This window comes from Lentzea sp. NPDC058436 (genome assembly GCF_042721515.1).
Taxonomy (GTDB): domain Bacteria; phylum Actinomycetota; class Actinomycetes; order Mycobacteriales; family Pseudonocardiaceae; genus Lentzea.
In genome coordinates this window covers 552,290-566,050 of sequence record NZ_JBHXLF010000001.1, presented here as the reverse complement: position 1 = coordinate 566,050, position 13,761 = coordinate 552,290, and the positions used below count along the sequence as shown (strand labels likewise).

The window sequence follows — 13,761 nt, the reverse complement described above, 5'->3', positions numbered from 1 at the left end:
AACGCGGAACGCAGGTGTGTACGACGCGTCCACGCCCCGTGTTGAAGGGCGAACGGAACAAATCCGACCCATCCGGTGCCTCCCCGGTGCCGAACTCGTTCTGAGGAGCGGCGACGGGGAGCTCATGGCGATCATCGGCAGGCGGGCGGACCTGGACCTCCGGGACGTCTACGCCGCGCACGGCCCGGAGATCTACCGCTTCGCGCTCCGGCAACTCGGCGACGGCCAGGCGGCCGAGGAGGCCGTGCAGGAGGTGTTCCTGAGAGCGTGGCGGTCGGCCGGACGGTTCGATCCCGACCTCGCGAGCCTGCGCGTCTGGCTGTTCGCCATCGCTCGCAACGTCGTCATCGACGAGGCCCGCGCACGCGCCCGGCACGACCGGAGACTCGACGCCGTGGCGGCGGAACACTCCGAGAGCGTCTCCGACTTCGCCGACGCGGTGCTCGACCAACGACTGGTGCAGCAGGCGCTGCTGAGGATCAGCGACGACCACCGCGTGGCCCTGGTGGAGACTTACCTGCGCGGCCGGTCCTACCGGGACGTCGCGGCCGAGGTGGGCGTCTCGCAGGTGACGCTGCGCAGCCGCGTTTTCTTCGGCCTGAAGGCGCTGAGGCTGGCGATGGAGGAGATGGGGGTGCGGCCGTGAACGACTCCGTGCACGAGCGGCGAACCGAGCTGCTCGGCCCCTACGTCCTGAACCACCTCACCGGCTCCGAGCTCGCGGCGGTGCGGGAGCACCTCGGCGAGTGCGCGGAGTGCCGGCGCACGGTCGACGAACTCACCCCGGTGGCGCGCGCTCTGGCCGGTGTGGACGCCGACGACGTCACCGTGCCCGCACACCTGGAGGAACTGGTCGTGCGGCGTGTGGGTGTCCGAAGTGGACGGCGGACGCGCTCCGTCGTGCTGCTCTCCGCCGCTGCCGCCGTGGCCATCGCGGCGGCGGGCTGGTGGTACCTGCGCCCCACCGCGCCGCTCGAACCGGTCGCGCTCGTGCAACAGGCTGCCGGGGTGAGCGCCGAGGCCGCGATCGTCCCACACACGTGGGGAGTCGAGATCAAGCTCGACGGCAGCGGGTTCGCGCCGGGGCAGACGTACCAGGTGGCGGTGACCGGTCCCGACGGTGGCGAGGTGTCCGCCGGCTCGTTCATCGGCACCGGCACGACCGTCCTGCACTGCAACCTGAACAGTTCGGTGCTGCGCGCCGACGCGTCCGGGTTCGTCGTGCGCGACGCCGCCGGGACGATCGCGCTGGCCTCGACGTTCCCCCGGCGCTGAAGCTTGCCGGTGAACGGCAAAACTCCGGGAACCGCAACACAGTGCGGTTCCCGGAGTCGCGGTACTGCCGCCCCGGAGATGTCAGGAGGGCATCAGCACCGAGTCGATGAGGTAGACGGTCGCGTTGGCGGTGTGCACGCCGCCGCAGATCACGTTGGCGTCGTTGACCTTCAGCGCGTCCTTGGTGCCGGACACCTTCACCGTGCCGGTCTGCACGGTCTTCTGGTCGCCGACGATCTTGTCGGGCGTGATCTGGCCGGGGACGACGTGGTAGGTCAGGATCTCGGTCAGCAGCGCGTCGTCGGTCTTGAGCGTCTCGATCGTCGCGGCGTCGATCTTCGCGAACGCCGAGTCGACCGGCGCGAACACCGTGAACTCGGCGCCGTTGAGCGTCGAGACCAGGTTCACCTTCGGGTTCAGCTTGCCGGACACCGCGCTGACCAGCGTCGTGAGCAGCGGGTTGTTGGACGCGGCCACGGCGACCGGGTCGGCGGCCATGCCGCTGACGGAACCGGCGCCGGACGGGACCTGCTTGGCGTAGTCGGCACAACCGGGGCCGACGAGGTCCTTGGCCGGGTCCGCCATCGCGGCCGACGACGACGCGGTCGTGGTGGGCGCGGCGGCCGAGCTGGAGCTGCCACTGCTGGCCATGTCGCCCGAGCCGCACGCCGCGCCGAACAGGGCGAGTGAGGCGGCGCCGAGGGCCAGGACGGTGTTGCGGACGGTCTTGTTCATGACGGGACATCTCCAAGAGGTGAACGGGGAGGTTGCTGCTCGTGATTCGCCGCCCCTCGACGAGCAGATGGGTCCGTTCACCAACCTGTTACCAAAGATCCAAGATCCGGCCGTGACCAGCGCGAACACTTCTCCGTCCACAAGCGACCGCCGGTCTTGTTCACTCTTTCGTGTTACCAAGCACTTCTCGTTCACCTTCGGCGGATCAGGAACGCCGAGCCGGTGTGCCGCGGTCGCACCGACCGCGGCACACCGGACGTCAGATCGCCTGGGCGATGGCGATGTTGCCCGACAGCCGGTCGCCCGCCTCGTAGATCATGTACTCCCTGCCCTGGTACGTGCCGAACGACGGCGCGGCCGCCCTGCCGTTGTCCGGCGCCCCGGACACCGAGTCGTGGAACACGCCGAGGTGCCTGCGCAGTGAGAAGTCGCGTCCCACCTCGGTGATGAGGATGTTGCCGCCGCTGCCGATGTCGGTGTTGTACACCACGTACACGCTGTTGTTGCGGAACAGCAGGTGTGGCCCTCCGACGTTGACCGCGCCGACGTCCTGGTGCCGGACGAGCGGGGTCTGCGAGAACGTCCAGTCGCGGGCGTTCGCCGACCAGCCCCAGCCGATGTCGCGGCGGTTCGACTGGTTGTTGATCATGAACACCATCACGTACCGGGCGCCCCGCGACGGCAGGTCGTGCCGGAACACCCTGGCGTAGGAGGTCTCGGTGGTGCCCGCGGGCAGCAGGCGCGTCGACAGGACCTCCTTCTCGTAGCTGAAGTTGATGCCGTCGGCGGAGCTGGCCAGCCTGGTCACCGTGTTCTCGCCGTGGAAGTACAGGTACATGCGCTTGACGTCGTCGTTCCACATCGCGTGCGGCGAGGACACGTGCGAGACGGTGTACTCACCGGGCCAACTCCGGGTGATGATCGGGTTTCCCGGGTACTCGGTGAACTCCTCGTCGAGGGTGTTCGCGTACGCCAGGCAGATGCCGCCCGGTGCGTCGTGCGGCGCGTAGTAGAGGTAGTACGCGGCACGCGCGCCAGGGATCCGGTCCTTCGTGCCGCGGATGGTGGGGAAGATCAGCTCGTTGGTGGGGTTGTAGCGCAGCTTGCTCTTGACCAGGGCGAGCCTGCGGTACCGGTAGTCGGGGAACCCGGCGGGCGCCGCGGCGGCGGGGGCGGCCGTGCCCGCCGTTGCCGCCAGCACGGCCGCGCTGCCGAGCAGCAGTCGACGACGGTTCAGGGTCATGGGAGTGCTCCTCGGCGCCGAGAAAGTTCCTTTGTGGACTGGTTGCCGGGCCGGGCTCACGAGACCGGCCCGGCGTGGTGCTCAGTAGACGGCGACCCCGTAGGCCCTCAGGGCTTCCGTGACCGGCTGGTAGAACGACCGCCCGCCGCTGGTGCAGTTGCCGCTGCCGCCCGAGGTCAGGCCGAGCGCGGTGTTGTTGGCGAACAGCGGGCCACCGCTGTCCCCGCCCTCGACGCAGACCGTCGTCGCGATCATGCCGGTGACGGTCGTGCCGTCGACGTAGTTCACCGTGACGTTGAGTCCGGTGACCTTGCCGCGGTGGAACCCGGTGGTGCTGCCGCTGCGGCCGACGGTCTGCCCGACGACGGCGTCGCCCGCGTTGTCGATGCCGCGGTGGGTGCCGTTGTAGAGGTTGACCGAGCCCGGCCGGTTGATGTCGCTGGTGTAGCGGAACAGGGCGTAGTCGTTGCCGGGGAAGCTGGTCCCCACCCGGGACGCGATGACCTGGCCGCCGGAGGTGCTCCAGGTGGACGTGGCGTTGCCGCAGTGGCCGGCGGTCAGCAGGTACGCGGTGCTGGTGCCGGGGGTCTTCACGTTGAAGCCGAGCGAGCAGCGCACGCCACCGCCGAGAATGGCGTCACCGCCCACGATGGTGGTGCTGAACGAGCCACCGACCTGCTCCAGTCTCGCGGTGTCGCCGAGTCCCGCGACGACGGACCTCAGCCGGGCGAGCGCGGAACCGGTCACGGTCGCGTCGGCGGACACGACGACCTGGTTGGTGGCCGGGTCGATCCCCCAGGACGTCCCGGGGATCCGCGCCGTGCGGTCCAGCACCTCGGCGCTGGCGCCGAGCGTCGCGGCGCTGTGCTCGACGACCTCGGCACGGGCACCCGCCTCGGTCACGGCCTTCGCCGCGGCGGCGTCGGTCACCGTGACGACGAGCTGCCCGCGTTCGTCCACATAGGATCCGGCGCTCGCCGCTCCGAGCCGGGCGCCCAGGTCCGCGGCCAGTCGACCGGGCTCGGGCGCGGCGTGCGCGACCGGCGCGGTCACGGCGAGCCCGGCCACCAGAGCTGCGACGGAGGCCAGTGCGAGGGCGGCAGTACGACCGCTCATCAATTCTCCTCGAATGTTCCGTAGCGGAAGGCGGGGCGGCTCGCCTGGATACGGAAAGACAGAGTGCTCGATTCGAAGAGAAGCGTCCAGACGATAATAAAATTTGTCGACCACTTCTCTGTTAAGACACTCGTCAACATGCGAATGACGGAAAATAAATTAGCGTCTTGATTGGCCGGAGCGATATCACCGCATTAGTCGGGATTCCAGGGCACGTCACGTGAGGGCGGCTCCGACCAGCAGCAGCCGCAATGTGCGTTCCGTGGCGTCGGTGAGGAGTTCGGCGGTCGTGGCCATCGCGGTGTCCAGGCTGACCGGCGCGGCGATGATGCTGGCATAGGCGTCGATGCCGGCGTCGTGGTTGACGCGCGCGTTCTCCCCGATCGTGCCGGCGAGCGCGATGACGGGTTTGCCGTGCTTCTTGGCGCGGCGCGCCACCTCCGCGGGCACCTTGCCGTGCGGTGTCTGGCCGTCGATCGCGCCCTCCGCGGTGATCACCAGGTCGGCGTGCGGCAGCCGGGCGTCGAGGTCGGAGTGCTCCAGGACGACGTCGAAGCGCGGCAGCAGTGTGGCGCCCAGCGCGTGCAGACCGGCGCCGAGACCACCCGACGCGCCGCCGCCCGGCATCGTGCGCACGCCGGGGCCGAGCAGGTCCGCCCACGTGCCGAGGGCGTCGCTGAGCAGTTCGACCTGGGCGGGGGTAGCGCCCTTCTGCGGGCCGAACACCCTGGCCACGCCCCGGTCTCCACAAAGGACGTTGTGCTGGTTGCAGGCCACCGTGATCTCGACCTTGTCCAGCCTCGGGTCCACTTCGGACAGGTCGAGGGACGTGGCGCCGGCCAGCGCCGCTCCCCCGCGCCCGATCTCGCGACCCCGCGCGTCGGTGATGCGGGCGCCCAGGGCCTGCAACGCGCCGGCGCCGCCGTCCGACGTGCCGGAGTCGCCGCACCCGACCTGCACCCGGTCGACACCCAGGTCGAGCGCGGCGCGGATGAGCTCGCCGACGCCGTACGTGGTGGTCGTCGCCGGATCGCGGTGCCACCGGGGAACGAGCCTCAGGCCCGCCGCCGCGGCCATCTCGACCACCGCCGTGCGGGGACCGGGGCCGCCGAGCAGCGCGAAGTGGGACAGGACCTCCTCGCCGACCGGACCGGTGACGCGCGTGGGCACGAGCGTGCCGTTCGTGGCTTCGGCGAGCGCGGCGGCCGAACCCTCGCCACCGTCCACGAGCGGCGTCTTGTCCACCACCGCGCCGGGAACCACGCGGTAGATGCCGCGCGCGATCGCGTCGGCGACGGCGCACGCGTCGAGCGACTCCTTGAAACCGCTGGGAGCGACCAGGAAACGCATCGGTGACCTCATTTCAGTGGGAGGCCGAGGTGCGGCCAGAGGAGGACGGCGCACGCGAGCACGAGCGCGCCGGTGATCGGTGCCAGGACGACCGAGAGCTTGATCAGGTCGCGAGGCCGGTAGGCGTGGGCGAAGAGCGCCACGGGTTTCGCGGACGACGTGAAGGTGTGGCAGAAGCCGGCGGCCGCGGTGGAGGCGAACGCCAGTGCGGCGGGGTTCATCCCTGCGGCCGCGGCGAGCGGGATGACGATCGGGACCAGGACAGAGGAGCGCGCCGACCGGGACTGGATCACGAGGTGCGCGAGGAGGCTCACCGCGATCACGGTGAGGAGCAGGCGGTCCGGGCTGACCAGGCCGGCGATGGTCGTGGCGGCGCCGGAACGGATCAGTGCCGTGCCGAGCATCGTGGTGGCGGCCATGAACAGGAGCAACGACCACGGGATCTCGGCGAGCGCCGCCTTGAGCGTGGTGGTGCCGACGCGCGGGACCGTGATGGCGACGGCGCCGGCGAGCGCGACGACCTCGGGCGCGACGTGGTGCAGCGGCTCGGTGAGCCAGGCGGCCGAGACGGTCCCGAGGATGACGAGGGACGTGATCTCAGGCCTGCTGAGCCCCGTCCGCCTGACGCGCGGCGGCACCGCGAACTCCACCGTGGGCGGGTCCACCACGAGCGGACGGGACCGGTCCGCCCGTGACGTGAACAGCCACAGCACCACCTCGGCCGTCACGTGGGCGCTGACGACCGCGAGCGGCAGTCCCAGCAGCAGCCACTGCCCGAACCCGATCCCCTCCCCCGTCGCCTCCGCCAGCAACGCGCTGGTGATCAGGTGCGCTCCGGCGCCCACCAGCGTCGCCACCGCCGTCAGCAGAATCACCGACGGGAACAGCACGCCGAGCGCCCGTGACACCCGCCGTCCCACCCGCAGTTCCCGGTGGACCGGCAGCGCCAACGCCGCCCTGCCCGAGGTCGACGGCACGAAGAAGGCCGTGAGCAGCAGAGCGAACGCGGTCAGGTGCAGAAGGCCGCGCACCGACCGCGCCCTGCCCACCAGCGACGTCGCGAGCCGTGCGGGCAGACCCGAGGCCGAGACCCCGTGCGCCAGCACGAAGGCCGCGATCAGCAGCCACGTCGTCGACCCGCCCAGCACCGCCGCGGCCGAGGCCGGCAGCACGCCGAACAGCAACAACGTCACCACGGCCGCGAGGGCGACGAACGTGTCGTCCAGCGGCGTGCACGTCCAGAGCACCACCGCCACCGCGAAGACCACCATCGTCAGGATCACGAGGACGATCCTGCGCGGGCAGGCTGATCCACACGTGAGGCCCGGATGAAGGAGCCTTCATCTACACGAGGCGATATCCCATGCCGCGCACCGTTTCCACGCGGTCGACGCCGATCTTGCGCCGCAACGACCTCACGTACACGTCGACCACGTTGGACCCGGGATCGAAGTCGTAGCCCCACACGTGCGACAGGATCTGCTCCCGCACCAGCACCTGTCCCGGATGCCGCAGGAACAGCTCCAGCAACGCGAACTCGCGCGCGGTCAGGTCCACCGAACCGGACGGCAGCACCGCCTGCCGGGTCCGCAGGTCCAGCGACAGCGACCCGGCCGTCAGCACGGTGGACTCGGGCACGCCGGGCGGCCGCAGCCGGAGTCGCACGCGGGCCAGCAGTTCCTCGAAGCGGAACGGTTTGGTCATGTAGTCGTCTGCACCACCGGACAGGCCGGCCACGGTGTCGTGCACGGAGTCGCGGGCGGTCAGGATGATCACCGGTGTCGCCACGCCCTGCTCGCGCAGCGACCGCAGGACCGAGAACCCGTCGAGGTCCGGCAGCCCGAGGTCGAGCACCACCAGGTCGAACGAGGCCGCCCACGACAGCGCGTCCGCACCGGACGCCACGACCGACGTGGTGAAACCGTTGGCGCGCAGGCCCTTCTCCACGAACGAGGCGATGCGCGCCTCGTCCTCCACGATCAGGATGCGGCCGGTCATCGGGGCACCTCCACCACGAACGTCGCTCCCTCGCCCGCCACCGAGCTCACCCGCACCGCGCCTCCGTGCGCCTCGGCGATGGCCTTCACGATCGGCAGCCCGAGGCCGGTCGACCGGGAGAAGAGCATCGACTCGTCGCTCACGCCCGGCCCGGAGTCCGCCACCCACAACGACACCGCGTCGTCCACAGAGGACCCGAACCGGATGGTCGCGCCGGAGGTGGTGTGGCGCACGGCGTTCGACGCCAGTTGCACCACGGCCTGGGTCACGCGTTGCGGGTCCAGCACTGCCTCTCCTTCCGCGATCGACTCCAGCACCCAGCGGCGGTCGCCGAGCGCGCGGAGCTTCGCGTCGATGTCACTGGTCAGCTCCGGCAGGCTCACGACGACGGGACGCAGGAAGTCCGGCCGCTCGGCCTTGACCAGCAGCAGGAGGTCCTCGACGAGGCGGGCCATGCGGTCGAGCTCGTCGGTGCACAGCCGCACCACCTCGGCGCGTTCCTCCGGCGAGTCGCCGAGCAGCTCCAGGTGGCCGCGCACGATGGTGATCGGCGTGCGGAGCTCGTGGGAGGCGTCGTCGAGGAACTGGCGCTGCAGGCGGAACGAGCGGTCGAGCCGGTCCAGCATCGAGTTGAACTGCTGGGCGAGCGCGGCCACGTCGTCGTTGCCGGAGACGGGAATCCGGCGGGTGAGGTCGTCCTCGGTGATCTCGGCGGCGGCCTGGCGCACCATCCTGACCGGCGCGAGGATCACGCCGGCCACGAACCAGGCGATCAACGCGGCGATCAGCAACCCGGCCAGCGATACCAGCACCAGCACGCGCACCGTCGAGTGCACCGGGGCGTGCACGCCGTCCTCGAAGTAGCCGGTGACGAACGACATCTCCGCGGGCGCCGTCGTGTGCACCTTCGCCCAGCGGAACGGACCGGCCGGTGTGGACACGACACCCCACGGCGCCGCCGACGACGTGATCGCACCGAGCGCGGCGCGGTCCTTGTCCAACGCGTAGGTCGCCTCCGCGCGCTGAACCAGCACACGACCGGGCAACACGGCGATGTGGAGTTCGTGCGCGTCGGGGTACTGCAGGCGCAGGTGGGCCTCGGCAACGGCGGCGGCCTCACCCGTGTGCGTCTCGGCGTAGGTGCTGAACTCGCCGGTCTCCTGCTCCAGAGCCCGGTTGACGCGGTCGTCGACGTCCACGAGCAGGAAACGCCACACCACGAACACGACGGTCGTGAGCACGAGCGTCATCAGGCCGAGGAGCCAGCACATGATCTTCACGCGGGCCGGCACGTCAGTCGTCCTCGCCGTCGTCGTCGTCATCGACCGGCGGCGGTGGAGGCAGCACGGATCCGGGAGTGGTGGTGGGCACCACGGAGGAGGACGTGGCCGGCGGAACCGACCGGCCTATCTGCACTTCAGGCGCGCGCACCTCGGGCGGCACCGGCCGCACCACCGTGAGCACCAGCAACACGGCCGCGAGCGCGCACGCCACGCTGAGCACGGCCACGAGGACCGTGCCGGCGCGGGCGGACGGCAGCATGCGGCTGATCCTCTACCACCCCGCGCCGTCCCGCATGAGACCTAGATGAAGATCTCTTCATCTAGGTCAGGGTGGGGCGCTTCCGGACGAGATGAAGATCTCTTCGTCTCGTCCCGACGTGAAACGGGTGGGGCGCTTCCGGACGTCGAGCCCGGAAACGCCCCACCCGTGGTGGTTCAGGCGACGGCTACTCCCTGCACTTGCGGCCGTCGTTCACGCACTTCACGATCTTGGCCATCGTCTGGTCGGAGTTGACGTTGGCGAAGTCGTTGTGGTCGGAGAACGGGTTGTGGTTCTCCTCCGGGAACGCGTCGAGCTGGTACTGGCCCTTCTGCTGGACGTCGCGGGCGATGTTGTACGAGATGCTGATCCGCAGCTGCGGGATCGCCTTGAAGCCCTGCGGGCACGCGCCGGACTGCTTGTCGGCGAACCGGACGTGGTCGCGGTGGTTGGCGCTGTCGGCGTTCTGACCGTCCCAGCAACCCGCGAAGTCGTGCACGCGCATGACCTTGCTGCCGTTCGGGCAGACCACGTACTTGTCGGACAGCCGGTCCTCGAAGCCGCTGCACGTCCAGGTCGCACGGGCGTTGGCAGGGCCGCGGCTGGTCGGCTTGGCGTCACCGACGACCATCTTCAGGAACTTCGGCATGCCCGTGACCTTGCTGGCCGCGTTGCCGCGGTACTCGATCTTCACCTCGGCCGGCCGGACGATCTTGCCGTTGTTGCCGACGAGCTCCAGGTTCTTGCCGGTGGGAGCGGCCAGGGGCGGCGCCGGCGCGACCGTGGTGGTGGTCGGAGCGGGGTTGGTGGTGGTACCACCGTTGTTGTTGCCCCCGTTGTTGTTGCCGTTGCCGTTGTTGTTCTCGCCGTTGCCGGCGTTGCCGCCCTCTTCACCCTCGTTCAGACCGCACTTCGCGAGGCGCTCCAGCCCCTGCGGCTTCTCGCCGTTGCGGCCGATCGCGATGGCGATCCGGTCGAGGGTCGCGGCGCGCTTGTCCTTCAGCGGACCGAGGATCGCGTTGTCGATGAAGTTCGCGCCACCCTGTCCCTTGCTGGTGACCAGGCGCTGGTTGGCCTCGGCGATCTGCTTGTCGAGCTGGTCGAGGTTGTTGTCCACCTCGTCCAGGGCCTGGTCCGGCACACCCGGCAGGGCCTCGCGCACGGACGGGCACTTGGTCGTCGGCGTGGCGGCGTCCTGCTCGGCGCCGTTCTGCTCGGCCTGCTGGAGAACACCGTCCGGGGCGAACTTGCGCGGCTTCGAGTGGCCGTGGCCGCTGCCGCCGCCGTTGCCGCCGTGGCCCCAGCGCAGGTCGCAGTCGGCGAGCGAGCGCAGGTTCGGCTTGCGCGCGGAACGGCTGAGTGCGTTCGCCATGCGCTCAAGGGTTTCGGCGCGCTTGGCGCGCAACGGGCCGAGCACGGAGTTGTTGACGAAGTTCGGGTCCGCGGGGTTCTGGGCGCGCGCCACGCGGTCGTTGGCTTCCCTCAGCTGCTGGGCGAGCTGCTGGAGGTTCCTGATGATCTCGTCGCGCATCCGCTGCGGAACGGCGGGCAGGCGCTCGGCGACGCCGGGGCACGCGACCTCGCCGGGGCCGTTCTCCTTGATCTTGTCGGGGTTCGAGCCGACGTCCTGCGGGTTGGCCTTGGTGTTGATCCGCACCACGGGCCAGAAGTACGACGAGCGGTCGCCGTTGCGGCAGGTGGTCTCCGAGTCGACCAGGCTCTCGTCGGTCGACTCCGCGCTGATCGACAGGTTGCCCACGAAGTCGTGGACGTGCTGCGCACCGTGCTTGAGACCCGGCTGGGCGACCGGGTTGTCGGCACTGAACTTGCCGTTCTCGTTCGTGCCGCACTCGACTCTGAACACGCCTGCGGCGCCGTTCTTGCCGACCTTGGGCTCGACGACGTTCTTGCTCACCTGCTCAATGGGCACGAACGCGGTGAGCGGTGCCGGCTCGCCGTTCTTGGCGGCGAGCGCCACAGTTGCGGTACCCGCTGCGACCACGGCCACCGCCGACAGCGAAGCGATCAGGCGGAACTTCCGTCTGTCCGTCACGCGGTGCGTCATTCGTCCTCCTCGTTCATGCGGCGCATGAACGGGCATACGTACGGCACGGATCAACGGCTCAACAAAAAAATGCATTCGAACAAAATCCAACGCGGCGCCACCGGATCCGCGAACGTCCTGGTGGCGTTCAGCGTGACCGGGCGATCACCCGGAGTCACGGCCGCCGAGGGTCTGTTCGCTCGCGTCCGGTTCTGTTCGAAGGCCGAGAGCGTCGAGGTCGCGGCAGGCGTAGCGCAGGTGTTCCCACTCCTCCTCGAAGATCGTGTGCAGGCACGACAGGGTCGACTCCGGGTGCTCGGGACCCCACGGGTTCGCGCGCGTCACGCGCAGGTCGTCGGCGGTCACCCCGGCGAGGAAGTCGCGGACCATCGCCATCCGTCCGGACCGGACTTCGAGGACGTCCGCGTAGGACGGAGTCGTCGACACGAAGACCGCCATGTCGTACCCGTCGGTCTCGTACTCCGCGTTCGGCAGCCCCAGCGGGTGGTAGGGCTCCTCCTCGCCCAGGACCGCCTTGCGCAGCCAGGTGTCCGTGGCCATGACCAGGTGACGGACCGTCTGCGCGAAGGACCACTCGCCGTCCACGGAGACGTCCGTCGTGCCCGCGGGCATCGCCTCGACGCGGTCGAGGGCCGCGGCCCAGGCCGCCTCGACCTTGCCCCACGCCGCGCGCAACCCGTCCGGGTCCTCCGCGCGCCGCTCCTCCCTGCCGGGAAACCGCCGGTTGAGCTCGGCCTCGACCAACGGCGCCACGTCCACACCGTTGACCAGCAGCACGCTCTCGCCGTCGAGCAGCCACGGCGCGTCGATGTCCGCGCCCGAGACGTCCACCGCCCGCATCACGACACCCGACAGGTCCGACCGCGTGAACCTCGCACCTCGGACGCTCACGTCGACGAACGCGGCACCACGGAGGTCGTCGGAGTGGTTGAAGTTCCTCATGGGCGACTTTCTCACAGCGTTACGGCCCGAGCAGGTCGGGACCAAGGGCCGCGTACGAGGACGGCGTTCCCAGCGAGACTCGACCTGGCAGAATTCCTTGGGAGGTAACGATGTTCGCTGTTCATGCTCCTGACGGCACCCGGACGGGAACGGGTCCGGTCACCCTCGCGGTGCTGCGCGTCGCGATCGGGTCGGTGTTCCTGTGGGCGTTCGCCGACAAGGCGTTCGGCCTCGGCTACGCCACGCGGCCGGGGAACGCGTGGTTCTCGGGAGGATCGCCCACGAAGGGCTTTCTCAGCGGGGTCGACGTCGGGCCGTTCCAGTCGGTGTTCCGCGCGATCGCCGGAACCTGGTGGGCCGACGCGCTCTTCATGACCGGGTTGTTCGCGATCGGCGTGGCGCTGGTGCTCGGGGCCGGCCTGCGGATCGCGGCCACCGGAGGCGCGGTGATGATGGCGCTCATGTGGGCCGCCGAGTGGCCGCCGGCTCTGCACACCTCGGGCGGCGAGGCGACGATGTCGACCAACCCTCTCATCGACTACCACGTCGTCTACGCCCTGGTGCTGGTCGCGCTCGCGGCCACGCCTCCGGTCTGGAGCGTGGCGCGGTGGTGGAACGGCCTGCCCGTGGTGAAGGCGAATCCCTGGCTGCGGTGAGAACCTGTGGGAGGGCGCCGTGGAAAGCGGCGCCCTCCCACGCGTTCAGACGAGCTTGGCGGCGTGGTCCGGCACTTCCCGTTGCAGGGCGCGGTCCGTGCGCTGGTAGCCGCTCGACGGCGGCCGGACCGGCAGCTCGATCCCCGGCGCGGTCACCTCGTGGTAGTCGATCGTGCTGAGCAGGTGGGCGATCATGTTGATCCGCGCCCGGCGCTTGTCGTCGCCCTCGACCACGTTCCACGGTGACTCGGCCACGTCCGTGTGCACCATCATCTCGTCCTTGGCGCGCGAGTAGTCCTCCCAGCGCGTCAGCGACTCCAGGTCCATCGGGGACAGCTTCCAGCGCTTGAGCGGGTCGTCGAGCCGTTTGCGGAACCGGCGTTCCTGCTCGGAGTCGCTCACCGAGAACCAGTACTTGCGCAGCAGCACACCGTCCTCCACGAGCATGCGTTCGAACTGCGGGCACTGCCGCAGGAACAGCCGGTGCTCCTCCGGAGTGCAGTAGCCCATCACGCGTTCGACGCCGGCGCGGTTGTACCAGCTCCGGTCCAGCAGCACGATCTCGCCCGCCGCGGGCAGATGTGCCACGTAGCGCTGGAAGTACCACTGCGTGCGTTCGCGTTCGCTGGGCGCGGGCAGGGCGACGATGCGGGCGACGCGGGGGTTGAGGTGTTCGGTGATCCGCTTGATCGCCGAGCCCTTGCCCGCCGCGTCACGGCCTTCGAACGCCACCACGAGCCGGGCACCGGTGGCCTTCACCCACTCCTGCAGCTTGACCAGTTCTGTCTGCAGCCGCAGCAGTTCCTCCTCGTACGCCTGTCGTCCCAGCTTCGCCATCA

The 13,761-nt window shown here is 69.9% G+C and carries 14 protein-coding genes; 3 read left to right on the top strand and 11 right to left on the bottom strand.

What is annotated here, in order from left to right; genetic code table 11:
* Nucleotides 1-124: 124 nt before the first annotated feature.
* Nucleotides 125-646, top strand: coding sequence for a sigma-70 family RNA polymerase sigma factor (locus ACFWN2_RS02445; RefSeq protein WP_382424378.1), 522 nt, complete (start codon nt 125-127; stop codon nt 644-646).
* Nucleotides 643-1,275, top strand: coding sequence for an anti-sigma factor family protein (locus ACFWN2_RS02440; protein ID WP_382424376.1), 633 nt, complete (start codon nt 643-645; stop codon nt 1,273-1,275). Before ACFWN2_RS02445 ends, ACFWN2_RS02440 begins: the two co-directional genes overlap by 4 nt.
* An 81-nt stretch (nt 1,276-1,356) precedes the next feature.
* On the opposite strand, the gene ACFWN2_RS02435 is transcribed toward ACFWN2_RS02440, so the two are convergent.
* The 10 genes from ACFWN2_RS02435 to ACFWN2_RS02390 all read right to left on the bottom strand — a co-directional run bounded on the left by ACFWN2_RS02435 (nt 1,357) and on the right by ACFWN2_RS02390 (nt 12,266).
* Entirely contained in the window at nt 1,357-2,010 is a 654-nt protein-coding gene (locus tag ACFWN2_RS02435) for a fasciclin domain-containing protein (RefSeq protein ID WP_382424375.1), read from the bottom strand.
* A gap of 259 nt (nt 2,011-2,269) precedes the next feature.
* Complete coding sequence (locus tag ACFWN2_RS02430) at nt 2,270-3,253, bottom strand: hypothetical protein (RefSeq protein WP_382424373.1); 984 nt, start codon at nt 3,251-3,253, stop codon at nt 2,270-2,272.
* A gap of 81 nt (nt 3,254-3,334) precedes the next feature.
* A complete protein-coding gene (locus ACFWN2_RS02425; RefSeq protein ID WP_382424371.1) occupies nt 3,335-4,369 on the bottom strand; it encodes a S1 family peptidase in 1,035 nt (344 codons plus the stop codon).
* Between the two features lie 216 nt (nt 4,370-4,585).
* Nucleotides 4,586-5,719, bottom strand: coding sequence for a glycerate kinase (locus ACFWN2_RS02420; RefSeq protein WP_382424369.1), 1,134 nt, complete (start codon nt 5,717-5,719; stop codon nt 4,586-4,588).
* Nucleotides 5,720-5,727: 8 nt separating this feature from the next.
* On the bottom strand, nt 5,728-7,002 hold the full coding sequence (locus tag ACFWN2_RS02415) for an SLC13 family permease (protein ID WP_382424367.1): 1,275 nt from the start codon (nt 7,000-7,002) through the stop codon (nt 5,728-5,730).
* A gap of 61 nt (nt 7,003-7,063) precedes the next feature.
* Entirely contained in the window at nt 7,064-7,717 is a 654-nt protein-coding gene (locus ACFWN2_RS02410) for a response regulator transcription factor (protein ID WP_382424365.1), read from the bottom strand.
* Nucleotides 7,714-9,009 carry a sensor histidine kinase gene (locus ACFWN2_RS02405; RefSeq protein WP_382424364.1) on the bottom strand — a complete coding sequence of 432 codons (1,296 nt, stop codon included), beginning with the start codon at nt 9,007-9,009 and terminating at the stop codon, nt 7,714-7,716. The genes ACFWN2_RS02410 and ACFWN2_RS02405 overlap by 4 nt, the downstream gene beginning before the upstream one ends.
* Before the next feature lies 1 nt (nt 9,010).
* Complete coding sequence (locus ACFWN2_RS02400; RefSeq protein WP_382424362.1) at nt 9,011-9,259, bottom strand: hypothetical protein; 249 nt, start codon at nt 9,257-9,259, stop codon at nt 9,011-9,013.
* Between the two features lie 187 nt (nt 9,260-9,446).
* Entirely contained in the window at nt 9,447-11,324 is a 1,878-nt protein-coding gene (locus ACFWN2_RS02395) for a DUF1996 domain-containing protein (protein WP_382424361.1), read from the bottom strand.
* Nucleotides 11,325-11,468: 144 nt separating this feature from the next.
* Complete coding sequence (locus tag ACFWN2_RS02390) at nt 11,469-12,266, bottom strand: DinB family protein (protein WP_382424359.1); 798 nt, start codon at nt 12,264-12,266, stop codon at nt 11,469-11,471.
* A 110-nt stretch (nt 12,267-12,376) separates the two neighbouring features.
* Here ACFWN2_RS02390 and ACFWN2_RS02385 point away from each other — a divergent pair, with 110 nt between their 5' ends.
* A complete protein-coding gene (locus tag ACFWN2_RS02385; protein WP_382424357.1) occupies nt 12,377-12,922 on the top strand; it encodes a hypothetical protein in 546 nt (181 codons plus the stop codon).
* A gap of 45 nt (nt 12,923-12,967) precedes the next feature.
* Here ACFWN2_RS02385 and ppk2 read toward each other — a convergent pair whose 3' ends face one another.
* Entirely contained in the window at nt 12,968-13,759 is a 792-nt protein-coding gene (ppk2, locus tag ACFWN2_RS02380; protein ID WP_382424355.1) for a polyphosphate kinase 2, read from the bottom strand.
* Nucleotides 13,760-13,761 lie beyond the last annotated feature (2 nt).

Bases quoted from the DNA above. Each gene is read 5' to 3' on its own strand.
- ACFWN2_RS02385 (WP_382424357.1), top strand. From the start codon at position 12,377: ATGTTCGCTGTTCATGCTCCTGACGGCACCCGGACGGGAACGGGTCCG.
- ACFWN2_RS02390 (WP_382424359.1), bottom strand. From the start codon at position 12,266: ATGAGGAACTTCAACCACTCCGACGACCTCCGTGGTGCCGCGTTCGTC.
- ppk2 (WP_382424355.1), bottom strand. From the start codon at position 13,759: ATGGCGAAGCTGGGACGACAGGCGTACGAGGAGGAACTGCTGCGGCTG.
- ACFWN2_RS02410 (WP_382424365.1), bottom strand. From the start codon at position 7,717: ATGACCGGCCGCATCCTGATCGTGGAGGACGAGGCGCGCATCGCCTCG.
- ACFWN2_RS02420 (WP_382424369.1), bottom strand. From the start codon at position 5,719: ATGCGTTTCCTGGTCGCTCCCAGCGGTTTCAAGGAGTCGCTCGACGCG.
- ACFWN2_RS02445 (WP_382424378.1), top strand. From the start codon at position 125: ATGGCGATCATCGGCAGGCGGGCGGACCTGGACCTCCGGGACGTCTAC.
- ACFWN2_RS02435 (WP_382424375.1), bottom strand. From the start codon at position 2,010: ATGAACAAGACCGTCCGCAACACCGTCCTGGCCCTCGGCGCCGCCTCA.
- ACFWN2_RS02400 (WP_382424362.1), bottom strand. From the start codon at position 9,259: ATGCTGCCGTCCGCCCGCGCCGGCACGGTCCTCGTGGCCGTGCTCAGC.
- ACFWN2_RS02425 (WP_382424371.1), bottom strand. From the start codon at position 4,369: ATGAGCGGTCGTACTGCCGCCCTCGCACTGGCCTCCGTCGCAGCTCTG.
- ACFWN2_RS02395 (WP_382424361.1), bottom strand. From the start codon at position 11,324: ATGACGCACCGCGTGACGGACAGACGGAAGTTCCGCCTGATCGCTTCG.
- ACFWN2_RS02430 (WP_382424373.1), bottom strand. From the start codon at position 3,253: ATGACCCTGAACCGTCGTCGACTGCTGCTCGGCAGCGCGGCCGTGCTG.